The following is a 26,686-nucleotide window of genomic DNA, read 5'->3' on the forward strand; positions in this document are numbered from 1 at the left end:
TCTTCTGCCACTCTTAACTGTTTATAACTCTTCATAATTTATTTCAATCTCATTACCTAATTTCATATTTTTTATCCGAACCTTATTTTTTAAAACCTCATCCTCTCCAACTAGTATTACATTTTCTATATCTAGCTTATTAGCATAGCTCATTTTTTTCTTTAATGAATCCTCCTCAAAGTACACTGTTACCCCATATCCTTTTTCCTGTAAGCATTTCATTATTTTTGAGCAGTAATCTATTGTATCTCCAATGGGTATTATTAAATAATCTAGATTAGATTTTATTTTATATTTCTCAACAAAACCTATTTCTTTTAACACAAAAAACAGTCTAGTTATCCCTATGCAAATACCAACCCCAGGCAATATATTTTCCGTATAGTTTTCTGCTAAATTATCATATCTCCCACCAGAACAAATTGAACCATAGTTTTCATTTCCTATTAAGATTGTCTCAAAAACAGTTCCAGTATAATAATCTAATCCTCTAATAATCTTTAAATTTATTCTAAATTCTTCCCTAGCTACCCCTAAAACTTCTAACATTGATTTAACCTGCCCAAGATCCTTTATTCCTTCTATAAAATAATCATTTTTAATATCAAGCTTCAATAGCTCTTCTAAGATTTTTTCATTAGTTCCTTTGATATTAACTAGGTTATTTAAATATTCGCTTTTTTCATTACCAATAATATTAGTAAGTTCATCTTTAAAGAGTTTTTCACCAATCTTATCATATTTATCAATTAAAATCATAACATCACTAGCATTGTCTATATCCAATTCATCTAATATACCTTTTAAAATTTTTCTATTACTAACTTGAAACTCATAATTTGTTAACCCTATCTTCTTAAATGCCTTTGAGGCTAAACTAATAACCCAAGCATCGTTATTTATACTTAGCTTACCTTTACCAATGACATCCACATCGCATTGATAGAACTCTCTATATCTGCCCTTTTGATTTTTCTCACCTCTATATACCTTCCCTATTTGATATCTTCTAAAAGGAAAAATTAAATCATTATAGTATTGAGCCACATATCTAGCAAAAGGCACCGTTAGATCAAATCTTAATGCTAAATTATTTTTACCCTTTTGAAAGCTATACACTTGCTTTTCTGTTTCTCCACCGCTCTTAGCAAGTAAAACATCAGCTTTCTCTATTATTGGAGTATCTATAGATAGGCACCCATTATTTTTATAAACTCCTATGATTTTATCCACTATATCATTAAATTTTTCTTGTTCATCAGGTAATAACTCCATAAATCCTGCTAATATGCTTGGTTTTATAATGCTTTTTTTCATTTTATTCACTCCATATCTAATTTTATTTTTATATAACAAAAAACCATGTAGGCAAAATATCCCACATGGTTCAATAAATTATGATTACACTTAATTTATCATCACCTAGAGATACAAGCCTACCTTAATAGACTTGTATCTGCTTTTCACAGACCAAGTCTCTAGTGATGATGATGTAGTAAATTTATACTATTTACAATAAGTGCTCTCATAATATTCCTCCTAAATTTCTATTAATAACATGATATATTGGGTTACAATAAATGTCAACAAACTTAATTTAAAATATTATTACTTGCAGAGTTAATTAACAAGTAATACCTTACCTTCTTATGAAAATTATCATTAATTTTCATATATAAGCTATATCATCAGTTTATTTATTATGCTACATATGTTAACTTTATCCCTTACAAAAAACTTAAAAATAATCATCCAAAAAATTTAGATACTCTAATTATCTCTTCAGTAGAGGTCAGTGTAGCTTGGGCAATACTCTTTTTGCTGTTGGCTAAGTATTGTTTAATCAAATGGTAACCAATAGTATAACCTGTATTGGCCGATAAACCAACCGGATTATACCCTTGCTTTTTAGCTACCTCATCACCAAACATATAAGCTGATACTTCTCCAAAGCCTTTAATTTTTCGTCCTTCTTTTATCACTTCTGTTGAGTATTCCATTTCTTCTTCATCAAAATCTTCAATCCAAGGTCCTATGAATTCTTTACCATACATTTCTTCAGCAAAACATTCAGCTAGACCTTCCAATACTAGGTACTCTTCTACAGTCACATCCCCATGATTAAATGGTTCAAATGTAAAACGAACATTATGATTAAACTCGTGTGCTAAAGCAGATTTCAATCGTTTCTTATTAAAGTCATTAGGAACAACCATTAGAATAATATATCCCGGTATTCCGCCAAAACCTGAATATCCTTTATTCACCTGTATTTGTTGACTATCTTCATCACCTAAAAGAATATTTACGTTGATTTCCTCTAATGGAATTGAATAACCTATCTTTTCAAATTCATCAATTCCTTTTGATATCACCCCTTGATATTCTTCAAAAACTCCAGATTCTATAAGTTTTGGTAAGTTATCTTTAACTTGTTGAATAGATTTCCTTGGAGTCCAAATTCCTAACATCTCTGATGCCATAACAACATCGTACCCATTAGGTTCACTTGCTTGCAACGGTACATTTAAATAATCCCACATTGTTTTCATTGGCTTCATTAATTCATATCTGAATGAATTTTCACAAGCATTTCCTAATAAACACTTGTCATAAAAATCTAAGCTATTAATTAAATTGATTCTTACTTTTCCCATATTCAAACCTCCTTAGCTAATAGCTTAATGCTTTACGCAACGTCAATGTCAAGTTTTTTAATATTTTACATTTATATATGTAAACTTAGTGTATTGCTCAATATTTTTTATAATTCACTATTACTTATGATAATGTACTTTTACTAATAAAAATAACCTTAACCAATTTATATCAATGGCTAAGGTCATTATTTTCACTTAATATGGTAAGATTAATTATAGCGTTGTATCTAAGATTTTCAATACGTATTTAAGTGATTTACTTTGTTCCATCCCATACATCATTTAATTAAAAAATTTATTATAATAAATTTGTAAGAACATAGTCCATTGGATTACATCCTATAGAAGAAGCAACGGAACTGCATTTAGCTCTCAATAGATAGAATATATTCTTACCTTTAATATCACTCAAGGTCTCAAAATTTGCTTGTCCTTTACTTATAATAAGATCTGCTCTACTAAATTCCCTATTAAATGTATTTGAGCAATCTTTTAGTATTGTGCCTTGTGCAGAATGCCCATTGTCAATAACTTTTACTAAATCTATTATCCCTGTACTTATTGCGTCTTGCATAGTTGCATCATTAACTATTGGACCGCCCTTCACTACATAAATCACTTTACTTACTGGAAGCCTCTCTAACAAAAACTTATCAAATATTATTTCACCAGAGTTATCAGCAATATACATAATATTATTCGACTTTTCTACTGCTTCTCGTAGCGCTGCTGTCCCTGTACCAAAAATATCATGTTTGATACTATCATCAACCGACTTAACAATATCTGAATACTCTAGTTTTAGTCCAACTGAAAAATCTATAATATTTCCTGCAATAGCTAGTCTACAAGCCATATCGAAAGGATCTTCTGCATTATCTAACCACTTTTCCTCAATAATTCTGTCATAAATGTCTTTAGCAATCTCATTATAACCTTCCTTCAATTTCATATAAGGGTCATTAATACCAGTAATATTCTTAGCATGTTGATGCATCCTAAAGGCTATTTCCGGTGCTGTTTCATTGAAATTCATTTCTCCTAATTCTTTTAAAGACCTTTTTATTATATCTTCTTGCATTATTACATTGCTTGTGGCTTCTTCAGCAATTTCCACTGCTTGTCTAGCAAGACAATAAATGCATTCACGTGATACTTTCATACAGTACTCTCCTTAAGATTACATTCTAATAAATTACATATTAATAATTATACCTCTTAATTTTATGATAAAAAACCCTTCATTCTTGAAGGTTTGTAATTTTTGTTTAATTTGTATATAAAACCATGATATGATTTAATATAAACCATTTCTTAATTTTAGTACTATTTTTAGTAAAGATTACTTATATAATACAAAAAATCTACTATAAAACTCCAGGGAGGTAGAGTTAATGAAAAATGAAAAATATTCACAAGAAGAAATTGATATGTTTTGGAAAACATTTTTGAGGGAAACCAACAGAAATGAAACGACAAAATGTCTAGAGGTATTCCATTTTGAATTAACTGAAAAATGGGCAAATGAGCTGTTACGTTTGGTGTTAATTGGACAAAAGAGGGCTACAGCAAGTAGTTTATTGAGTTACGAAATTGAAGGTGAGCGTATACCTCAGGTTGGTGATTTAAGTATTGTCACTGATTGGGAAGGTGTGCCGCGATGTGTTATTGAAACTACTAAGATAACAATTATTCCATTTTCAGAAATTACTTATGACATTTGTAAGCGTGAGGGGGAGGATGATACATTAGAATCTTGGGTAAAGGGACATGCTCATTTTTTCAAAGAAGAAGGCAAACAGATAGGATATGAGTTTAGTTATAATATGCCTGTAGTCTTTGAAGATTTTAAAGTAGTTTATCAAGTATAGATATTATACAAAAATAAAACTAATCTATAATGCTATTGTTGAGACGTAACATTCTTAAAATACAAGCTATAAATCACAAAAAATGGCTTATTCCTTGAAGTAAGCCATTTTTTCTAAGATTTTAACAAAGGTATTTAAAACTACCACTTCTATCTTCATATTATTTAATTTGCGTATAATTTATAAAGACTTTTTATATTTCTTAAAGTAGGCTGAACTTGAAAAAATAAAAAAAGCACCAAAAACTATAAAAAATACTGCAGAAAAATATAGTTTCCCAATTAAATGCCATATTCCTACAGCTAACCATAGAACACCTGCAATTGCATATAATTTCCATGAACTTTTATTATCTATTGCTTTACTATTACACTTACCATATTTTTTTATTTGCTTAATTCTTGAATTATATGCTAAATAAGGCATAAAATTAAAGACAAGTATAAATATATCAATTATTAATAATCCAAGGATAATCAGAAATATAGGTTTAATAACAATTAAGGAAACAACTAGCAACCCCATTAGTACTATAGCTATTATTAAAGAATATAGAGTCCCTTTTCTTGTTCGATTTCTTATACTTGTATATTTATCTATTTCTGATTCACAATCACTATAAATAGGTTTAGTCCCAGCTTGTGCTGAAAAAATATGTATATAGTTTTCTACAGAAACGACAAGTTTCCATCCTGATTCTTTAAATATAGTAAAATATTCTTCATTCGCCTCGATTTGATAATCCAGGCTATATACTATATCTTGAGGCTTATCCTTTTTTAATTTATAGAAAAACCCTCCTACTATGTTTTCTAGTATCCAACCTTCACCTGCATATTTTTTTAGTTTTTCCATATCACCTTCTTCACTAAAGGCAAATCCATTAATCATTACATATTTACTTTTCATAAATATCTCCTTTTTCTACTCCAAAAAATTTTCAGCAAATTTAACCATCTTTTTTTTACGCTCAATCTCTTTTATGAGCATCTCTCGACCTTTATTTGTTATTTTATATACTTTTTTATTTTCATCCGTGTCGGAATTTAACTCCACTAATTCCGCTGCCAAAAGCTTTTTCAGTGTTGTATAAAGTGATGCCGGACCAATAATAACTTCATTATTAGTAAACTTCTCAATAGTTTTCATAATTAAGTATCCGTGCTTTTCCTCAATAACACTAGATAAAATATAAAAAGCAGAATCTGTTAGTTCTCCAATATCAATAGAATCTTTTCTTGGCATAAAATTCTCCTTCTTATTTTCTATATATCATTTATTGATATATCATTAAATATAATATATCAATAAATGATATAGTTGTCAAATGTTTATTTACTGCCTATTTTATTTATATATTCTTCTTAATAATAAGTAAGAGGTAAGAGCTAAGAAGTAATAGTTGTGGTAAAAGTTCAGCCCTGCTGAATTTCTTCATTAACTCTTACTTTTTACCTATTAGCTCTTACTTATTTTCTTACTTCTTACCTTTTACCTATTTTCTTACCTACTCCTACTTTATAAAGCAAAAATTAAATAGAGATATCAATTCCTTGACATCCCTAAAAATTTATTTTTCAATTAGATTTGATTTTTCCTCTTGCATTAGCAATTTCTAAGCATATGTGAGATAACTTCAAAAGAAATTAATGACCTATTATTGTAGATATCCATTAAACCACTTGGGTGGCAGGCAAAGATACCATGCTGAAGCATAGCTGCTCCAAAGCCCCTCTCTATTGCACCATTATAGGTTGCTATTACACAATATTCCGCTGCATTGCCGCAAAGTACAACAAAGTCAACATTTTTTTCTTTTAAAATCTCTTCTAAATCCGTCTTCCAAAAGCTATTACTAAACACCTTTAAGACCTCTATATCACTATCCTGAGTAACCAACTCCTCTACATTCTGAAAGGTATCATCATTACCGCCTTCAATATCTCTAATAACTATTACAGGTTTATTAGCCTTTCTAAATAATGCTGCTGTCTCGTTTATATATTCAAAGGTATTATAATATTCTTTTTCTCCTTTTCTATCTCCTATAAAAGCCTCTTGTACGTCAATTATTAATAATGCAACATTCATTTTGCATTGCCTCCTTGATTTTATCTTAAATTTGGGTATAAAAATACCCGGATGAAATAAGAAATTCTCCCGGATAATAATTATAAAAACATTACATTACTGGTTCTCTAATAAGCCATGCCGGGAGTCATGCTTAATTTTGTTATCATATTTAAATTGATCATAATACATCACTCCCTTCGAATAATTCATACCATAATTATACAATTACGTATATATCCAGTCAACCTTCTGTCTATACTTTTTTAGGTTTTAAAAATGTCCCTCTTAGTAAACATATAAAATTCCTATTTACGCAAAATCTTATCCATTGCTTTTCCCTTTGCTAACTCATCGATGAGCTTATCTAAATAGCGAATTTCCTGCATAGTTGGTTCTTCAATGTCTTCCACTCGGACACCGCAGACAACACCTTTGATCAAAGTCCGTAAAGGATTAAGCTTAGGAGCTTCCGTAAAGAAGGTCTCAAAATCTGTCTGTTTTTCCAGTTGAGCTTCTAATTCTTCCTGGCTATATCCTGTCAACCAACGGATGATTTCATCTACTTCTGTTTTCCTACGTCCTTTTTTCTCTGCTTTCATAACATAAAGTGGATAGACATTTGCTACACTCATTGTATAGATATGATGTTTGGCCATTATACACCCTCGCTTCCTCGCTTATGTGATTTTCTTTATTATATCACTTATATTATTTCATTAATTTAGCTCTTTTTTCTTTGTCCATCTTTTCTAATGAATATCTAAATGCAACACGTGGCATTGTGCTTTTGTGTTTAATTAGATAATTATAAACTGTGTCTGGCTCTTTCGTAGAGAGTGATTTTAACATCCATCCATATCCCTTACGAACTAAATCATGCTCGTCCATAATTAATTTATCCGTTATTTGTAATGGATTGATACCATCATAATTATTCCGTAAAATCATAGGAATCAAAATTACCGCTGAAGCTCTACGAATCCAAAAATCAGAATGTTTTGTCCATTGAAGAACATGTGAGAATAATTGCTTATTTTGCATTAGTAATTCACCAAAAGCATGGGTACAAAAATCATCACAATCCCCCCACCCCCGAACATATTTCTCCAGCCAAGAATAAAAAATATCGTATGTATTTTCGTTATATTGTTCTCTCACTTTAAACGCCCAATCAAATGCAATAACACCCATGGCCCAGTTCTGTTCATCCAAAAACTCCTGGCAAATAGCAAGCACATTATCAATGTTCTTATTACCCAAAGAGCGGAACAATTTTGCAGATAATCTTCTAACATCTATTGTTCTTATATGTGATTCACTCGTTAATGCATTTAGTAATATATTTATTTCCTCTCTTGCTTTTAATACTGTATCATGCATACTATTTCACCTCTATATAAATTCATCAATAATTTTAACAATTTTTTTCCCTAGATCCTTTAATTTAAAATATTAACAAGGTGTTTCTAACTTAACATATTTTATATCAGTAATTTCAGATTCTACTTTTGAGCTTTATATTATTAAATTAATTTTACAGTATAATCTTTTTATTTGTAAGATAATTATGATAATTTCTATGATTTAATAAGGCTGCTTAAGATCATTCCAATAATCACTATGATTATCCCTATTAAGCTAATAAATGTGGGACTTTTATCATGGAAAACAAATACTCCACCTAATAAAGTAAATATTACTTCCCCAGCCTGTGTTGACTCTATGATTGCTAATTTATATGTATCGCCGCTTACTATGTCTGTGGCTTTAAAAAATAATATGGTAGCAATAATTCCAGAGAAGATAGCTACAATTAATGATTGAATTACTTGTCCACCACTTGGCAAACCAGCAGAGGATAGTCCAAATGCTGATATAATTATCCAAAATGGCATACTGCATAGTGTCATGCCGAATACTCTTTGAAAGGTATTAAATTTATTATTACAAACTTCTATCATTTTTCGATTACCAAGAGGATAGGAAAATGCGGCTATAATAACAGGAATAATCCCTATAAATGCTTTTGTGATAGAAATATCCTTTACCTGTTGAATTTGCATAAGAAATATACCTAATAAAATTATTGAAGACATTAACAATGATTTCTTAGGAATCTTATTTCTTATTTTAATAATTCCATTTTCAGTAGGTACAACTCTATAAAATAATGGGGTGAGAAGTGCTCCTGCAATTATGGTTATTTACCAAGTTCCAGCCACTAACCAGGCTTCACCATATACTGATGCAAAGGTTAAAGGAGCATAGAATAAGCCGAAGCCCACTGTACTCCAGCCAAACCACTGAAGAGGTTTTTTTGCTATATCCTTTAGTACATCAAACAACTGATTTTTTATAATCATGATAATAAGCAGAATTGGTAACATAAAAATATATCTTAAAGCTGAACTCCACAGCCAACTTCCTCCAGAAATGTTCATTTGCCCATTAAGTATAAAGGTAAATGCAAAAAAGAAAGATGCTAATATTCCTAATATAAATGCTTTGGTCATTTTATCCCCCTATGTTTATTTATAGTAATAAATCAACGTACATTTGTATGTTATAATATATATTAATCTGTTATATTATACAACACAAACTTTACATAATCAATAAAGTAATATAATATATGTTATAGCATACAAGATTCTATAATTAAAAGGAGTTACGTTATGGAAGATTTAAATTTAATAATAGGTAGTAAATTGAAGGACATAAGGAATAAAAGAAATTTAAGTTTAGATGAAGTGGCTAAATTAACTGGTGTTAGTAAAGCTATGCTGGGTCAAATAGAAAGAGGGAAGTCAAATCCAACAGTTTCTACACTATGGAAAATTGCAACTGGATTAAAGGTATCTTTTTCATTATTTATTGACGAAAATCAAGAGGATTTAAAAGTAATACATCAAAAGAATATTACTCCAATAATAGAAGATAGCAATAGGATGCTTCTATATCCGATATTTCCATTTGATGCTAATAAGGGTTTTGAACTATTTACTATAGAATTAGAACCAGGCTGCAACCATATATCTACCCCTCATAATGATGGGGTTGAAGAATACATTATAGTTACAGAGGGTGAAATTGAGTTAAGTATAAATGATAAAAAGTATGTACTTCAAAAAGGAAATTCTATAAGATTTATGGCTAACAAAACACATACCTATAAAAATACAAGTGAAAACAAGACGGTATTTCAAAATATAATATTTTATTTTAAGTAATTCTCTATTTTACACCTGTATATATATTCTACATAGATACACTCTGTGAAAGTTTCTGTGACACAATCAAAGATTTTGATTGTAACTTTTAGTGTTACTTATAAAAAGAATCTCAAAAAATAGTAGCCCCAACTTGGATGCTACTATTTTTATTCTTATAAAATTATAATATTAATTTTTTACATTGTTATCTATCGCTCCAATTATATCCTTTTGCAAGCCTATGGAGATAATTGTTCCTAAGGAAATAAGCTATCATCAGAAGAACAAATAAAGCTGCCAAGGGAATCCATCCTATAACTTGAAATAAGATAACATCTTTTGATAGAAAAATATTATCAAAAAATAGGAGAAAAGCAAAAATTCCAAGGGAAATACAGGAAAAAAGTGCTTTTTTGAATTTACTTTCAAATTCAGCTCTCCCACTTAAATAATTTCTCAAAGGTATGACTATTAAAATCCAAAAAAGATAAAAAAAGCTGTCACGGAGAGTTACCTTTATAATTGGTGCACAGGAATTTATTAGGATATAGATAATTCCGTATATAAGTGTCAAGCCAAGTAGTGCCGAGGGTATAGCTAGGATTACAGTTTCTTTAAAACTTTTTTTCCTGCCATTTTTAATAATTTCATCGCAAAATGAGTTCATATCATTTCCTATTACGCTACTCAAGGTCTCTCCCCTCTGTTCCACTTCTAATGCCATTCCTATAAAATCCTTTTGGAATATTTGTATATCAAATGCTGAGAGTTTTGAAGCCGAAAGGCGGTTTATAAGTTTTTTAATGATACTCTTATTTTCAACGGAAAGATATTCAGATCTTAATTTATTCTCTTTAACTAAAATATCAAATTCATTGGAATTAAATATACTTTTAAAATAATTACCCACTGTTATTCCCCCAATTTTAAAATAGTATTAACGGTATCAGATACACTAAGCCAACATTGAGTAAAATCATACAAAAGGTTTCTTCCTGCTTCCGTAAGAGAATAATATTTTCTGCTTGGACCTAATGGAGAGGAACGAAACTCTGACCATATGATCTCTTTTTTCTCCAACCTCATTAGAAGCGGATAAATAGTACCTTCCTTTACATCCTCAAAACCAAATTTCTGAAGTGTCATGACTATTTCATAGCCATATGTGGGCTCACTGCTTATAATTTTTAAAATACACCCTTCTAATGTCCCCCGCATCATTTGTGATTTATCATACATTATTTGTTTGCCGCCTCCCTTGCACCACATAGTAGTCTTTAACTATATTGTACCACATAGTAGCTATAAATCAAGTGCTTTGCCAAGCTATATCTTATACTGAGCATAAAAGATCCACGGCATTTCTGCCGTGGATTTAATGGTGGATACTAATCTTGCCTTACTACCGATATCTTCATACAATTTTATTATCAAATCGCATCAAAAAAACTCAATTGATCCTTTTCAGGAAGACCGTTTAAACAACCAAATTTTCTAAGTGAATCTATTGCAGAATTACCAATCTTAGCACGTTTCTTTAGATTATCTATAGAGCTTATTGGCTTTTCTGTTTGTACTGCTTCTTGTATTGCATTGTATATGCCTTCTGCAGCCACATTTCCCATGCCGGATATACTGTTTATAGGTGGCCTTAAGCCATCCTCTTCTACCAAGAATTTTGTAGCGTGAGATTTATATAAATCAATAGGAAGGAATTCAAAGCCCCTCTCGTACATCTCCAAAACCAATTCCAAGTCATCATACATATCCTTATCCTTAGGTGGCGCTTGCATACCCATCATTTCAATTTCCTTCATCTTTGCTTTAACTTTATCTTTTCCAAAAATCATAAATTCTGCATCAAAGGCTTTTGCTCTAATGCTGAAGTATGCTGCATAATAGGCCTTAGGTATGTGAACCTTAAACCAAGCTATTCTAAAGGCCATCATTACATAGGCTGCAGCGTGGGCCTTAGGGAACATGTATTTTATCTTTTTACAAGAATCTATGTACCATTCAGGCACATCATGTTCTCTCATTAAAGCCTCATACTCAGGGAACTTTGGGTCCTTTAGGGCTTTACCCTTACGCACCGTCTCCATAATCTTGAAGGCAGTATTAGGGGGAAGGCCTTTTTTGATAAGATAAACCATAATATCATCTCTAGTACAAACCGCCTCACTTATGCTGGTAACCGTTCCTGAATCAATTAAGTCCTTAGCATTTCCCAGCCATACGTCAGTACCGTGAGAAAGTCCTGATATACATATTAAATCCATAAAGGCTTTTGGCATTGTATCTAAAAGCATTCCTCTTACGAACTTGGTACCAAATTCAGGGATTCCAAAGGTTCCTACCTTGGAATTTATCTGCTGTGGTGTTACCCCTATAGCCTCTGTGGATGAAAATATAGACATGGTCTCCTTATCATCCATAGGAATCTTTTGTGGGTCTACTCCTGTTATATCCTGCAGCATTCTAATAACTGTTGGATCGTCGTGACCCAGTATATCCAGTTTCAATAAATTCTGGTCAATGGAGTGATAGTCAAAATGCGTTGTTATAATATCTGAATTTGGATCATCTGCTGGATGCTGTACAGGGCAAAATTCAAAGATTTCTCTCCCCTTAGGTACAACTATGATTCCACCAGGATGCTGCCCAGTGGTTCTTTTTATACCAGTACAACCCTTTGAGATTCTCAATGTTTCTGCTTTATTTACTGTAAGGTTTTTTTCTTCAAAATACTTTTTCACATAACCAAAGGCTGTTTTTTCTGCTATGGTGCCTATAGTCCCCGCCTTAAAGGTTGTGCCCTTTCCAAAGATAACCTCTGTATATCTATGGGCCTTTGCCTGATATTCTCCTGAGAAGTTTAAGTCTATATCTGGTTCCTTATCTCCATTGAAGCCCAAAAAGGTTTCGAAAGGAATATCTATACCATCCTTAGCAAGCTCTTCTCCACAAACTGGACATTGCTTATCAGGCAGGTCAAATCCGATTTTAGCACCGTAATCGGAGAAATCCGAAAACTTACATTTCGGGCACCTATAATGAGCTGGCAAAGCATTTACTTCCGTTATACCAGTCATATATGCAACTACAGAGGAACCAACAGATCCTCTAGAACCAACCAGATATCCGTCCTCATTGGATTTCCATACTAGCTTTTGAGCGATTATATACATTACCGAGAAACCATTTTTTATAATGGAATCTAGTTCCTTCTCAAGTCTTTGCTGAACTAAATCTGGAAGTGTATCTCCATAAAGTTCATGAGCTCTTTCATAGGTAATATCCTTAATAGTCTGCTCACAACCATCTATATGAGGTGTAGCCTTTTCCCGTGAAATTGGGCTAATTTGTTCACACATATCTGCTATCTTATTGGTATTTGTAACTACCACCTCATAGGCCTTTTTCTGCCCTAAATAGGAAAATTCCTGAAGCATCTCCTCAGTAGTTCTTAAATATAATGGTGCTTGATTATCTGCATCCTTAAAGCCCTGACCTGCCTCCAATATACGCCTGTATATTTCATCCTCAGGATCCATGAAATGAACATCTCCTGTTGCCACTACAAGCTTATTTAACTTTTCTCCCAGCTGTACAATCTTTTTATTAATTTCCTTTAGATATTCCCTATGAGGTACTTGACCATTCCTTACTAAGTAATCATTATTTCCTAGAGGTTGAATTTCTAAATAGTCATATTCCTGTGCTATAGCTTCAATCTCCTCATCGGATTTTCCAAGAAGTATCGCCTGATAAAGCTCTCCTTCACTGCAAGCACTTCCAAGAATCAATCCTTCTGAATATTTTCTGTACATGCTTTTTAATATACGAGGCTTTTTATAGAAATAGTCTAAACTTGAATAAGACACTAATTTATATAAATTCTTCAATCCCACATAATTCTTAGCAAATATTATTGCATGATGGGTTCTAAGCTTTTTATATTCTTCCTTTTTAGCCACCTCGTCAGAACCGTATATATCTATCTCCTCAAGGGTTTGTGCTCCCCTTTCCTTTAGCATATCAAGCATTACCTTAAATACCTTAACGGTAGTATCTACATCATCTAATGCTCTGTGAGCAACATCTACACTTATGCCAAGATTTTTAGCAATTCTTCCTAATTTATAGCTTTTATATTGAGGGAAAACTTCCTGAGCCAAGGTCAGTGTATCTACATATGTAAAATCAAAATCGTAACCTAGAACTTTGGCATTATGTTTTAAGAAACCTACATCAAAGGCAGCATTATGTGCAACCAAAACACTTCCCTTAATAAACTCCAACATTTTAGGGAAGACCTGTTCTATGGTTTCTGCATCTCTTACCATGTCATTAGTTATATTTGTAATCTCAATAACCCTTGCAGGAATAGGTTTTTCAGGATTTACAAAGCAGCTGAACTGATCTATTACCTTTCCTTCTTTATATTTCATAATTCCTATTTCAGTAATTTTTTCAGTTACCGCTGAAAAGCCTGTAGTCTCCAAATCTAGCACGCAATAGGTAGTATCAATGCTCTGTCCCTTCGGATTTGTTACCGCTGGTTTTTTATCTGGTGCTAAATAGGCTTCCACTCCATATAGAACTTTCATATCCGGATTATCTCTTCCTAAAAGCTTATGGGCCTCAGGAAATGCTTGCACTACACCATGGTCCGTAATGGCAATGGATTTCATACCCCAACTCATGGCTCTTTTAATCAAGTCTGTAGCACTAGTCATTGCATCCATCTGACTCATCTGGGTATGCATGTGCAGCTCTACCCTCTTCACCTCTGCGTTATCCTGCCTCTTAACCCTCTTCACACCTTCTGTTTCTATTATAGTATTAGCAATCATCTCAACTTCCTCAGAGAATTTACTGAAGCCAGCATTTCCAGCAAGCCTGACACCCTTAGCATTTTTCAGTCTAGATACTACATCCTCTTCATCTGGTTTTAAGAAGGATTTACAAGTCATAGAACTTGAACCATCGTATAGATCAAAGGAAACTAATATTTTTCCACTTTTTAATTCCTTTGCTTCTATATTAGATATTTCACCTTCAATAGCTACTCTACCCTCATCTGGGGTAATATCAGTAATCTTTATTACCGGCTCCTTAATTTTAGAACTTCTGCCTAATATTAAGAATGGATCACCCTTTTTTCCACCCTTTTCTTCTTTTAAATATTCTTTATTCTCTGCATCTTTTTGAGGTGATTTAGCTGTATTATTATTTATATTAGCCTTAATTTCCCTGGTAATAGACAGTATTTCCTTATTACGTGCTTCACCTTGAAGAAGTAACTCCTCACTAGTTACCTTATCAACAAAATTAATATTATAAGTAATGCCATACAAGTTTTTTATAGCCTTACCAATTTTATTATCATAGTGCATGGATTTCAAAAAACCTGATACCGGTGCTTTAAAATTAAAGGTTATAGTATCTTTATCCACTTCATATTCACTTTGGTTTAGCATAACTTTTAGCGCAGGATATTTATCTGCCACTGTAAATACAATATCCATCAGTTCCTCTTCTGTGAGCTTTTTATCCATTCCCTCACCATAATTTACAGTAATTATAGAGTCTAGAAGGGCAAATCTTTTTCTTATAAATCTATTAAGTTCTTCAATTTCTCTTAATCCAATGTATTTATCTGAGCTTATTTTCATCTCTAAGCATTTACTTCTTTTATTTATAATTACACCTTCTACAATAGCAGCATTTATATTTCCCATTGAATTATAATCACTAAAAATTTCATTTATTCTTTTCATATTTTCGTAACCTTCTCCTTAAAATTTTTAGCACTCTACTATTATAATAGTAATAATTGCATTTTACTATATCAAGAGAGATGTTAATCTCTACCTAATACCCATATATATATTCTACATAATTATGGTGGAATATCAAACTTACAATAAAAAAACAAATAGTAAAATTAATTATAAACCTTAGTGCTTATGATAATGTATTTTCTCCTATATAAATAGCTTTAATAAATATGAAAAAAACACTATACTTAATAATATAATAAGTAATACCTACAAATAGAAAATACTAAGTCAAGGGGTTTATATATGAGAAAAAAAGATATACTTGAACTAAAAAAACGTTTAAAGAAAGACTATTGCACCTTCACTAAAATGTGTGGCTGCTATGTTAATGGGGAAAAGCATATTATTTTAAAATTTAGAGAAACCTTTCTAAATTTAGACGAGGATGAATACTTTAAGTACTTGGAAATTGCAAAAAAAGTACTGTCAGGAACTATTGGAAATAATATTTTAGAACTTAACTTTCCAATTAATGATGATCTTATAAATGAAAGACAAATTTCCCTTATGCAGCTTAAAAACAGTCAATTAAAGGACGATGCTCTCCTGGATGATTTTTATGATTCCATTATAAATAGCTATGATTATACAGGCAACTTTTTAATACTTATCTTTCACGATGCTTATGATGTTATTACTAAAACTACCGATAATGCTAAGATAGATGAATCTGAAGAAGTATATGAATATGTGCTATGTGCAATATGTCCTGTTTCCCTTTCAGAACCTGGTCTTAGATACTTTGAGGAAGAAAACAAAATAAAAGCGCGTATTAGAGATTGGGTAGTTGAATCTCCAACTAATGGCTTTGTATTCCCTGCCTTTATCCAACGTAGTTCAGACGTTAACTCTATTATGTATTACACAAAAAATGCAAAGGATACACATCCTGAACTAATGGAAAACGCTTTAGGCTGCTATTCAAAACAAACTGCTGCTATACAAAAAGAAACCTTTCAGTCACTTATTAAAGACTCCTTTAGTACTGATGAAAGGAAGGCTGATAAAATCTTTATGGAAGTGCAAGAAAACCTAAATACTATGATAGATGAGTACAATTCAACATATGAAGATACAGATTGCGAGCCAATAACCTTAACAAATAAGGATATACAAAACCTTTTAATAGAAAGCGGCGTCCCGGAAGAAATTACTACTAAGATTGAAAAATCCTATGTAGAAAGCTTTGGTGATGACCTTCCATTAGCAGAAAGTTTAATAGACGCAAAGACACTTAAGGCAAATGAACAAAGAAAAAGGGAAGAACACCTTCAAAAACAGGTAGAAATACTTCAAACTAGACTTGAGAAGGTTAAACAAGAGGCCGCTGTAGATAATGAGACTCAGGAATCTAAAGACGTTGATGATGATGTGATTTTAGAAGAACCATTAGGAAGTAATTTAGAAGAAACTCAGGATACAAATTCAGAAGATAATAAGGCTACTTCTAATTATGACGTTATACTTCAAGTAAAACCTGAAAAAATACATCAAATAAAATCTCAAATAATCGACGGCCAAAAATGCATAATTATTCCTATTAATGAGAATGAACAAACTACCGTTAATGGGTTAGATGATTTGATTTAAGTTCACTCTATTATAGATGTGATAGTAATAAATTTGGATCAATGCAAAAAACTACGTAGAAACATAATTCTACGTAGTTTTTATTTGGACTTTTTTAATATATTTATAGGTTTGTTGAAAAACATTAGTTAATTTCAGAATATAATTTTTAAAATTCCTCTTCTAATACTTCTTTGCAATAAATATAGCTTCTAGTTTTATAAATAGTTTATGACTTCTTAAAAAATAACTTTTTGTAGAATAAAAAAGGATTTTAGATTAATTTGTCGAATTTAATTGTCAAATTTAATTAATTTAAATAATAACGGGAGGAATTTGTATGAGTATTAAAAAAGTAATAATAGGAGGTTTTTCACTAATTGCTGCCTGCCTAATAGGCACTCTTGCTATTTTAATGTCTCTTAAATCATCTCAGACTAATCTTGCTAATGTAGAAGATATAAGGTATAAGAGCTACCAAGCAGCAGATGAATTAAGACAATCTTCTGATGATCTTACAAGACTAGCACGACTTTATGTTGTAACAAAGCAGTCAGATCCTACACAAGCTAAGGAGTATCTCAGAGAATATAATGCTATTCTTGACATAAGGAACGGAAAAGTACCACGTCCTGAAAAGTATGAGCAAATATTCTGGGATTTTGCAGCTGTTGATGGAAAGAACCCAACTCCAGACTCAATTATTAAAAAATCCCTTTTAGATATAATGAAAGACTTGAATTTCTCCAGTGAAGAGCTAGCACTTTTAGAGCAAGCTAATAAAAACTCAGATGGTCTTGTTAATACGGAAGTAATTGCAATGAATTTAGTTGATGGGAAATTTGGTACATCAGAAAAAAATGCTATGCTACCTGGTGAAACTCCTCAACAAACAGCAATTCGTATAATGCATGACAAAACCTATATGACTATCAAAGCAAATATCATGAAACCTATTAATGAATTTTTCGAAAAACTTGATGCACGTACTAAACTTGCTGTAGACAATGCAAAAAATAAAGTTTTAATCCTTAGCATTGCTGGTATAATTTCTCTATCTTTATCCTTTGCAATACTACTTATAATACTTTGGATAATGTTAAGATCAGTTATTCGCAGTATACATATACTTAAAGATAAATTAGATGAACTTTCAAAAGCTGGCGGAGACCTTACTACAAAAATTATTGTTAATTCTAAAAATGAAATGGGCGAGCTTGCCAACAGTGTCAATCTATTCATAGACAACCTTAGAGGAATAATAACAAATGTAGTCCATGCTTCCAATAAAGCTACAGAATCTGTAGAGACCTTAAATAATACAATTATTAAAATAAATGATGGTGTTACAGACATTTCAGCTGCTACAGAAGAACTTTCAGCAAATATGGAAGAGACCTTTGCCACAGCTAATGAAATGAATAATAACTCCAATGAAATTGACAAGGCTGTTGAATTGATAGCTAAAAGAGCTGAAGAAGGCGCTACAGCATCACAAAAAATTCAAAAAAGAGCTGAAAACCTTACCAATGAATTTGAGAACTCAATTGAACATGCAAATACTATATTCAATAGTGTAAAAAATTCACTTGAGGAAGCTCTTGCACAAGTACAAACTGTTAATAAAATTCATGCTTTATCTGATTCTATCCTTCAAATTACTTCTCAGACAAATCTTCTTGCCCTTAATGCGGCAATAGAGGCTGCAAGAGCTGGAGAATCTGGAAAAGGATTCTCTGTAGTTGCAGATGAAATACGTAAGCTGGCAGAAAGTTCAAAGAATACTGTTAATGAGATACAGAATGTTACAGGTGTTGTTCTTTCATCAGTTGACAATCTTGCAAACAATGCTAATAAACTATTAAATTTTGTTAATAACGATGTAATGAATTCCTACAATTCAATGATTAAAGGTGCAAAGGAATACCAAAAGGATGCAACATTTCTTGATGAGCTTATTTCAGATTTCAGCGCTACCACCGAAGAAGTATACTCATCCATCAATGATATTATTACTTCAATCGAAAATGTTTCTAAAGCAACAGATGAAAGTGCAAAAGAGGTCTCAAGTATAGCTGATAAAACATCAGAGTTCAATTCTGGGACTAATACAATGCAAATGCAATCTGCAGAAATCCTAAAAGAGCTTAAGAACATGAATGAAATAGTTGGAAAATTTGTTATTTAACAAATACAAAACAGTTAAAAATAGTATATAATAAATCAAACCTTCAAATGGATAAAATAATTTCTCCATTTGAAGGTTTTTAAATTCCTTAATTTTAAATTAAAAAGGTTGCATAAAGTAGAGTTGATTTAATTCTATTTTCAAAACCAAAGTTTTTGCCGGATACTCTTATAGCATATTTAGGTTGATATTTTTTTATATATTATTGCAAACTCTTAGCTCTAACATGTTCTGCTGCTTTTACTTCTATTGGTATTATTATCCATCAAGACTAATGGCTAAATTTAAAATTATTTTTCTTTTCATAATAGATTCCCCTTATTATCTACCATGTTTCGTTATTAGCTTAATTGGTATAAATGTTTCCATCTGGGCCCATCCCTGTGCCTTGATAATATCCTGTGGAGTAATAATATGACCCATACTATAATGGTTATTACGTTCATCCAGTTCAAATAACTCAGATTTATTAATATATTCTATAGCCTCATTATACAATTTACTACCCATTTCTTCATCGCCGTCTCTATATGTGTAAGTAAGATAATATCCGCCATCAAAGTCAACTACATCGTTATTGCCGCTATCCATGTCCTCATTTAGTGCCCACCACCAAACCATACCTTGCTTTACAGGGTCAAAAAACAAAAAATCTCGAGGCATAAAGTTATCTCGTGGCAATGGCTTAATGTCAGAAAAATATGCATCAAACTTTCCCAATATTCCTTCTGCAGAAAAATCAAAATTCTTATCAACGCCTGATGAAGCAGCTTTAAACGGTGGTAATGAAATAATTCTAAATTTCATAAGCTCATCTCCTTGCATATATTCTAATAATTTCATTTTATATAATTATAACATGTACCCAACCCCCAATGTACTATTTATTAAATATATAACATTATATCATTTTATCATACAATAAAATGATATAATGTTATATATTGGGTAATAGCCAGCGTATGGGGGGAGTAAAAAATAATGTGTAAAATTTATAAAATTAATCCTAAAAATTTGACAACAAATGAAATTGAAGATTTATATTTAATCAATAAGTATATGGTAAAAAAATATAATCTCTTGGATCGCTTTAAGAACATTGATAGCTATAAAGATTTATTTTTATCAGCCTTTATTGAAACTGATAATGAAATATTTATACTTGAAAAGAATTCTCTAATATGTGGAATATTAAATTGCACTAAGTCTGCTGATTGGAGTGGAAAAGAACAATATAGATTAAGTATACTCTTGTGTGATTTAACAATTGATGAACCTATACTTAAATCTATAAATAAATTAATTGAAGATAAGTTAAATCAGCATGGTGAACTTGCATTAGTTACATATAATAATGAACTAGAAGAAGTAATAGGAAAATATACCAACAAGGTAAACTTAAGAGGTAACTATTATACTTTGAAAAAAGAAGACATCCATATAGGAATACTTAATAAATCTATAAAAGAGTATGAAGCCAAAAATAACGACCTTACCATTAAATATACTAATATTATTTCAGATGAGTATATTAAACAATATTGTGACTTATTTATGGAGACTATGGAAGATATGCCAGATGTAAAGGAAGATGGTTATGTAAAATATATTATAACCCCTGATAAACAAAGACAAATTAACGACTCTAATAAAAAAAGAAATATTAGTCATCATTGCTATATGATTTTCAACTCAAGTAATGAAATGATTGCTAAATCAAATGTCTCTGTAAATAATAACGACCCTGGTTTTCCTTACCAATTTATGATTGGAGTTAAAAAATCCTATAGGGGAAGAAATTTAGGAAAATGGCTTTATGCATCTATGTATAAAAGGCTATTTGAAACTGTTGATTTTGAGCAAGCATTTGTATGTCATCATCCTGAAAATAAACCTGCCATCAATATTAGTAACTGGGTTGGGTATAAATTTAACTATTTAGAGACCATACATGTTTTATATAAATAGCCTATACTTTATTATGCATTATGGTGACAGTCATGGAGCATCTACAGAATTAATTTACACATTTCTGTGGATGCTCCCATTTATTTAATAAATTATCTACCTTAATACTAATGTAAAACTCATACCTTCCCTTTCGCACTCTGAAAAAATTTCTCCATCCATCTTTTCCATTATATATTTGCAGATATAAAGCCCCAGACCATTTCCTTGCTTGTCTTTTGCATTACTAGCTCTATAGAAGCTATCAAAAATATGATTGAACTCATTTTCACTTATTGTTTCTCCACTATTGAATATTTTAATAAGCTGGCAATAATCTTCTTCATAAAAAGATATTTTAATTTCCTTTCCATCACCGTACTTAAAGGCATTTTCTATGATATTTCCTATAACCTCAAGCACTCTGTCTAAATCCCCTTTAACTAATTTATTACTATAGTCTTCAACAATAAAATCTATCATTTTCAAATTACACTTTTCTTTATAAATTATTATTACTTTATCTATTAAATCCTCTAAATAAAATTCATCATTCTTAACTTCAATTTCAAGGATATCTTCACTTGATGTTTTAATTATTTCTTTTACGAAATTTTCAATTTCTAATGATTTTTCTTGTATTTGCTTTGCCGCTAACACCTTTCTTTCATTAGTATCGTAAACATTTTCTTCTATAGCCTTGGCATAAAGCTTAATTGTGTTTAGCGGTGTTTTTATATCATGTGAAATTGAAAGAAGTAAAAGTTTCTTTTCCTTTTCTAGTTTAAGCTCTTGTATTTTGTGATAATCTAAATTTTCTCTAAGTACATTAATTCCCCAAACGAACTTACCAAAATATCTATTTTTATTTTCTTTTATATCTTCTTTTAAATTACCTTTTGATAATTCGTAAGGCATTTCGCTTAGAACATTAAAAGGCTTGAGAATTGAATTTTTAACATACAATAGAACTGAAATTATTATTGCTGCAAAAATAAATAAAACAAATTGCATTTTTAACAAAATACTCTTATCTGAAACTGAGTCTGCATAATTAAATTTTAAATAACCTAATAATTTATCTCCATCATACCAAGGTTTAATCTCGTATTTTAATCCATTTGTACTTTTATAAAATTCATTAATATCCTCTATGCTTGTATGTACAGATTTAGGTAAAAATGACACTGATTTTATAAATTTATAAGAAGTTAAATCAGGCTCAGTAAAGGAATCCCCCTCTACTAAGCCTAAATATATTCTGTTTATTTCTACTTTATATTCACCGTTTGATTTATTATTAATTCCTTGAAATAGGGCAAGCAACCCAATGGAAGTTGCTAAATAAACAACAATAAGAATAGAGATTACTTTGTCAAATTTCTTCATACTTATAGCCTACCCCCCAAAGAGTTACGATCCGTTGCGGCTTTTTAGGATTATCTTCAATCTTATCCCTGAGCATCTTTATATGAACAGTTAGGGTTTGATCTTCACTAAAACTTTCTGCACCCCAGATTTTATTAAATATATAATCCTTTCTTAAAGTTTTACCCGGATTTTCTACTAGTAGAAGCAATAGCTCAAACTCCTTTGCGGTCATGTTTAATAGTTTCCCATCCAGATACACTTCATTTGCCTCTTTATTAATTGAAATAGCACCTGAATTTATAATAGTATGTTTAACTTTAAGCTCATAGTTTCTTTTCATTAATGCTGAAACCTTGGCGCTTAAAACATCAACGTCTACTGGCTTTTCAATATAATCGTCAGCCCCCAGTGTAAAACCATTAAGCTTGTCCTCTTTATCAATCTTTGCACTCATTATTATAATTGGTGTATTATGATTTTTCCTGATGTTGGAGCACACTGTAAAACCATCTATACCAGGAAGCATTATGTCTAAAAGAACAATCTTTGCAACATCCTTATGAAGAAATTCTAATGCTTTTTCTCCACTATCCACACTTATAATGCTAAAACGATCCTTTTTTAAAAAAGTGCAAATTAAATCCGCAAGTTCTAGGTTGTCCTCTACCAGAAGCAAATCTACCATATTACCATCCCATCTCCATTAGCCAATTATTGACCTTTCTCTCTCTTTCCTTAAAACTGCTTTCATGAGTAAATTTTTCTAAAGAAATTTCACCTTTTATTGATCCATCTTCAATATACATTATTCTGTCACTCTTGGCTGCAACCTTCATATCATGGGTAACAAGCATAATAGTTGTACCATCTTGATTAATTCTATTAAGCTCCTTCATAACTTCTTTAGAATTTTGCTGATTTAAAGCGCCCGTTGGCTCATCAGCAAAAATCATCTTTGGTGAGTTAATCAAGCTCCTGCATATACAAGCTCTTTGAAGCTGTCCACCAGAAACTTCGTTTGTATCATTTTCTGCTATTTCACTTATTCCAAGCTTATGCATTAATTCTCTTGCTCTATCATTGATTTCTTTTCTATCTTTACTTTTTTTTGACTGATATGCTGGTAATATAATATTATCATATATTGAAAGGTTTTTTAACATATGCATTTGTTGAAAAATAAATCCCATTTCATCAAGTCTTAAATCACTCATTTCATTTGCAGTAAGTGTACTGATTTCCTTTCCAAAATAATGTACTTTGCCCGCAGTTATATGATCCATTCCACTGACTGTGTAAAGAAGGGTTGATTTACCGGAGCCACTAGGCCCCATGATAGCCACCATTTCACCTTCGTTAATTTCAAAGTTTAAATTTCTCAAAACATTATTTTGCATTTTATTTATAATATAAGTTTTACATAAATCTTTAACCTTTAATGAACTCATCTCAAAACCCACCTTATTCCATATTATTAATTTCTTTCAAATCTACTTTTTTAACAGCTCCAGCAGTTAAGTATGCAATAGCTGTAGTTACTGCAAGCAGTATAACAGGATATACCACATATACTTCTAATGCCTCTACCTTAAATACAATGTTGTGAATCCCCATTATTGCAAATATCTGACCTATTGTAAATGGTCCCAGGAATTTAGATAAAATAATTCCTAAAATAATCGCAACTACAAGAACTATACTTATTCTGGCTGATTGCCAAAATCTAATTGAGCCATTTCTAAAGCCAACACTCTTAAGCATTGCTATTTCACCTTTTTCTTTAATAATGAAGGTTTTCATCATTAGAATTGTAATTAAAGCATTAATGCAAATTACTATTAGAACAATTAAATTCTTCATAGTATCCAGTTGGCTTAAGCTGCTTCCTATATATCTTGAAACATATTCCCGTGGATTTTTAAAGGAATATGTCGGATACTTATCCCTTAGTTTATCTATTAACACCTGGGGTTCTTCATTTCCTTCAAAATTACCTTGAAAAGGCATTGTGACTGCCAAATATTTAAAATCTATATCCATTTTAGGATTTAGTCTTACTGATTCTCCCATGTTGGTCATACTTTCGTAGAAGCCAGTTACTATTAATTCTTTCTTTTCCTTGTATATTTGTGTATAAATTGTATCTCCAATAGAAATCTTTAACTTTTTAGCTACAGTTTCAGTTATTGCTGCTTCATTTTTTAATTCCGGCATCCTACCCTTTAAAACATTGTAATTATTAGTATCATTTTCTTGAGCTTGGAAGGCCATTAATGTAAGAACATTATCTTTGTCATCAGCATAAAACTTAAGTCTGTACATTATTTCTCCGTAAAGTTTCATATCTATCCCACTATCTCTAAAGGATTTTCTAAGGTCCCCCATATCCTTTAAATATTCTTCTTTGCTGACTCCCGTTGTATATTTGTCCATTACATCTGTTTCAATTAATACATCACTATAATTAAGCCCAAAGGTCTTAATTATATTTCCGTCTTTTAAAGTATTTATTGTGTTTAAAGGAATAATTATTAAAATTGTTCCAATACAAAAGGTTAATATTAAAATTACAAATCTTTTAAGATTACATAAAATATCATTCAAAGCAATAAATACTGGCACTCTAATATTTTTATAATTCTTAAGCTTAAGTCTTGATTTACCTTTAAAGCTTTCACCTGTGCTTCCATTTCTAATAGCATCTATTGCTGAAAACTTATTTAATTTTCTTGTACATGTGTAACAGAATAGAAGAACTATTAAAACTACTAGAATAGAACAAGCTATATTAACCAGTATATTTCCAGAGGAAGATTTTATTAATATATTTCCTGAAGACTGCTTTAACATTGTATTTCCAAAGGGAAAGCTTAGCAGAAGCCCTATCACTACACCAATTATTGTTATTGCAAGATATTTTATTAAATAAACCTTTTTAATATCAAACTCTTTAATACCAATTGCCTTCATAACTCCTATCTCTTTAAAATCATCCTGCAAAGTAAAAATTATTGTAAATCTTAAAATTAAAAATGCAATTAATATAAGACAGAGGCTTACTATAATTAAAACTGCAGACGGCATCATATCAAGAATATAGCTTTTTTTGATAAAGGACTTATCAAGATTAATTATTGTATTACCATCTATGCCCTTAAATTCTTTTTCAAGCTTTTCTGTATCCTCTGACATTATATAGTAGTTATTTATAACGCCTGCTTCTTTATTGGATTTGAAAATCTCATAATCTTCATCGCTTATAAGGGTCCTTTTTATTTCATTCATGCTTGATCCAAAAATAGCATCCTTAGAAAACAGCTTTATTGTAAATTCTTTTTTAATGTTTCCAAGAGTAACAATAACCTTATCTCCAATTTCTAAATTATTTTTACTTTTATCAGCTAAAGAAAAAGCAATTTCTCCTGGTTTTAAAATAATTTCTTCTCCCTTATCATTTAGTAATTTCCCGTACTTCTTTGGCTGTACTTGAAGTAAACTTTCTCCGAAAGGTTCAAAATCTTTAATTTCATCCCCTCGCTTAATTTTGATAGCATCTTTTGAAAGTATTGTGCTTCTGTCAATATCATAAGATTTTATAAACTTAGATGTATTGATCCACTTATCAAATTCTTCATTTATCCCCCTATCATAGGCTGAAATTAAGTAATCAGGCGTTTTAGCCTTCTCCATAAAGTAATCAACAGACTCTGATACTGAAATTAAGTTATTTACGCTGCTTGCTAAAAATGTTGTTGCTAATATGATGAATATTAAAAGAATAATATTCATTGATCTCTTTCTTCTTAAATCTCTTTTCAAAATTCTAAAAAACATAATTCTTACCTCACATAAATTATTTCTTGGCCATGAGTTAATTATAAATTTCTAATTATTAAATAATCCTTAAATAAAATTGGATTCATAATATAGATTATCTTTATCAACTTTA

At 30.9% G+C, this 26,686-nt stretch carries 21 protein-coding genes and 1 pseudogene; 5 read left to right on the forward strand and 17 right to left on the reverse strand.

From position 1 onward, the window contains the following. Positions 1–21: 21 nt before the first annotated feature. From hisS to BUA82_RS06810, 3 genes are all read right to left on the reverse strand, one after another. Complete coding sequence (gene hisS / locus BUA82_RS06800; protein ID WP_073005936.1) at positions 22–1,317, reverse strand: histidine--tRNA ligase; 1,296 nt, start codon at positions 1,315–1,317, stop codon at positions 22–24. A gap of 431 nt (positions 1,318–1,748) precedes the next feature. Beyond that, entirely contained in the window at positions 1,749–2,657 is a 909-nt protein-coding gene (locus BUA82_RS06805) for a DUF2268 domain-containing putative Zn-dependent protease (RefSeq protein WP_073005938.1), read from the reverse strand. Positions 2,658–2,958: 301 nt separating this feature from the next. After that, positions 2,959–3,822 (reverse strand): damage-control phosphatase ARMT1 family protein, encoded by an 864-nt coding sequence (locus tag BUA82_RS06810; RefSeq protein ID WP_073005940.1) that lies wholly within the window; start codon positions 3,820–3,822, stop codon positions 2,959–2,961. 232 nt (positions 3,823–4,054) lie between these two features. On the opposite strand from BUA82_RS06810, the gene BUA82_RS06815 reads away from it, so the two are divergent. Beyond that, entirely contained in the window at positions 4,055–4,531 is a 477-nt protein-coding gene (locus BUA82_RS06815) for an ASCH domain-containing protein (protein WP_083599817.1), read from the forward strand. A gap of 180 nt (positions 4,532–4,711) precedes the next feature. Here the strand turns inward: BUA82_RS06815 and BUA82_RS06820 are convergent, their stop codons facing one another. The 6 genes and pseudogenes from BUA82_RS06820 to BUA82_RS06845 form a co-directional block, all read right to left on the reverse strand. After that, positions 4,712–5,440 (reverse strand): DUF2812 domain-containing protein, encoded by a 729-nt coding sequence (locus tag BUA82_RS06820; protein ID WP_073005942.1) that lies wholly within the window; start codon positions 5,438–5,440, stop codon positions 4,712–4,714. A 15-nt stretch (positions 5,441–5,455) separates the two neighbouring features. Further along, entirely contained in the window at positions 5,456–5,776 is a 321-nt protein-coding gene (locus BUA82_RS06825) for a PadR family transcriptional regulator (RefSeq protein ID WP_143148589.1), read from the reverse strand. Positions 5,777–6,136: 360 nt separating this feature from the next. Continuing rightward, the gene (locus BUA82_RS06830; RefSeq protein WP_073005944.1) at positions 6,137–6,622 is read right to left on the reverse strand and encodes an isochorismatase family protein; all 486 of its coding nucleotides are present in this window, start codon (positions 6,620–6,622) and stop codon (positions 6,137–6,139) included. A gap of 287 nt (positions 6,623–6,909) precedes the next feature. After that, positions 6,910–7,260, reverse strand: coding sequence for a DUF2200 domain-containing protein (locus BUA82_RS06835; protein WP_073005946.1), 351 nt, complete (start codon positions 7,258–7,260; stop codon positions 6,910–6,912). Positions 7,261–7,312: 52 nt separating this feature from the next. Continuing rightward, positions 7,313–7,984, reverse strand: a complete 672-nt coding sequence (locus tag BUA82_RS06840; protein WP_073005949.1) for a DNA alkylation repair protein — start codon at positions 7,982–7,984, stop codon at positions 7,313–7,315. 197 nt (positions 7,985–8,181) lie between these two features. After that, positions 8,182–9,117, reverse strand: a pseudogene (locus tag BUA82_RS06845) (DMT family transporter). Between the two features lie 162 nt (positions 9,118–9,279). Between BUA82_RS06845 and BUA82_RS06850 the strand changes: the two are divergent. Then, a complete protein-coding gene (locus BUA82_RS06850; protein WP_073005951.1) occupies positions 9,280–9,834 on the forward strand; it encodes a helix-turn-helix domain-containing protein in 555 nt (184 codons plus the stop codon). Between the two features lie 187 nt (positions 9,835–10,021). On the opposite strand, the gene BUA82_RS06855 is transcribed toward BUA82_RS06850, so the two are convergent. From BUA82_RS06855 to polC, 3 genes are all read right to left on the reverse strand, one after another. Further along, entirely contained in the window at positions 10,022–10,726 is a 705-nt protein-coding gene (locus tag BUA82_RS06855) for a hypothetical protein (RefSeq protein WP_073005953.1), read from the reverse strand. Positions 10,727–10,728: 2 nt separating this feature from the next. Beyond that, a complete protein-coding gene (locus tag BUA82_RS06860; RefSeq protein WP_073005956.1) occupies positions 10,729–11,055 on the reverse strand; it encodes a PadR family transcriptional regulator in 327 nt (108 codons plus the stop codon). Positions 11,056–11,246: 191 nt separating this feature from the next. Beyond that, positions 11,247–15,599, reverse strand: a complete 4,353-nt coding sequence (gene polC / locus BUA82_RS06865; protein ID WP_073005958.1) for a DNA polymerase III subunit alpha — start codon at positions 15,597–15,599, stop codon at positions 11,247–11,249. A 306-nt stretch (positions 15,600–15,905) separates the two neighbouring features. On the opposite strand from polC, the gene BUA82_RS06870 reads away from it, so the two are divergent. Together BUA82_RS06870 and BUA82_RS06875 are read left to right on the forward strand one after the other, a co-directional pair. Beyond that, positions 15,906–17,252 carry a DUF4317 domain-containing protein gene (locus tag BUA82_RS06870; RefSeq protein ID WP_073005961.1) on the forward strand — a complete coding sequence of 449 codons (1,347 nt, stop codon included), beginning with the start codon at positions 15,906–15,908 and terminating at the stop codon, positions 17,250–17,252. Positions 17,253–17,571: 319 nt separating this feature from the next. Continuing rightward, positions 17,572–19,419, forward strand: coding sequence for a methyl-accepting chemotaxis protein (locus BUA82_RS06875; RefSeq protein WP_073005964.1), 1,848 nt, complete (start codon positions 17,572–17,574; stop codon positions 19,417–19,419). A gap of 321 nt (positions 19,420–19,740) precedes the next feature. Here BUA82_RS06875 and BUA82_RS06880 read toward each other — a convergent pair whose 3' ends face one another. Then, positions 19,741–20,262: a hypothetical protein gene (locus tag BUA82_RS06880; protein WP_242948933.1), complete on the reverse strand. Its 522-nt coding sequence runs from the start codon at positions 20,260–20,262 to the stop codon at positions 19,741–19,743. A gap of 138 nt (positions 20,263–20,400) precedes the next feature. On the opposite strand from BUA82_RS06880, the gene BUA82_RS06885 reads away from it, so the two are divergent. After that, positions 20,401–21,387, forward strand: coding sequence for a GNAT family N-acetyltransferase (locus tag BUA82_RS06885; protein ID WP_073005968.1), 987 nt, complete (start codon positions 20,401–20,403; stop codon positions 21,385–21,387). A gap of 96 nt (positions 21,388–21,483) precedes the next feature. Here BUA82_RS06885 and BUA82_RS06890 read toward each other — a convergent pair whose 3' ends face one another. From BUA82_RS06890 to BUA82_RS06905, 4 genes are read right to left on the reverse strand one after another with little or no spacing between them, the layout of a single operon-like run. Then, complete coding sequence (locus tag BUA82_RS06890; protein ID WP_073005970.1) at positions 21,484–22,755, reverse strand: sensor histidine kinase; 1,272 nt, start codon at positions 22,753–22,755, stop codon at positions 21,484–21,486. Continuing rightward, positions 22,742–23,422: a response regulator transcription factor gene (locus BUA82_RS06895; protein ID WP_073005973.1), complete on the reverse strand. Its 681-nt coding sequence runs from the start codon at positions 23,420–23,422 to the stop codon at positions 22,742–22,744. Before BUA82_RS06895 ends, BUA82_RS06890 begins: the two co-directional genes overlap by 14 nt. Before the next feature lies 1 nt (position 23,423). Beyond that, positions 23,424–24,185, reverse strand: a complete 762-nt coding sequence (locus BUA82_RS06900; RefSeq protein ID WP_073005975.1) for an ABC transporter ATP-binding protein — start codon at positions 24,183–24,185, stop codon at positions 23,424–23,426. A 13-nt stretch (positions 24,186–24,198) separates the two neighbouring features. Next, positions 24,199–26,571, reverse strand: coding sequence for an ABC transporter permease (locus tag BUA82_RS06905; protein WP_073005978.1), 2,373 nt, complete (start codon positions 26,569–26,571; stop codon positions 24,199–24,201). Between the last annotated feature and the right edge of the window lie 115 nt (positions 26,572–26,686).

The organism is Clostridium amylolyticum, from assembly GCF_900142075.1.
Taxonomy (GTDB): Bacteria; Bacillota; Clostridia; order Clostridiales; family Clostridiaceae; genus Clostridium_AA; species Clostridium_AA amylolyticum.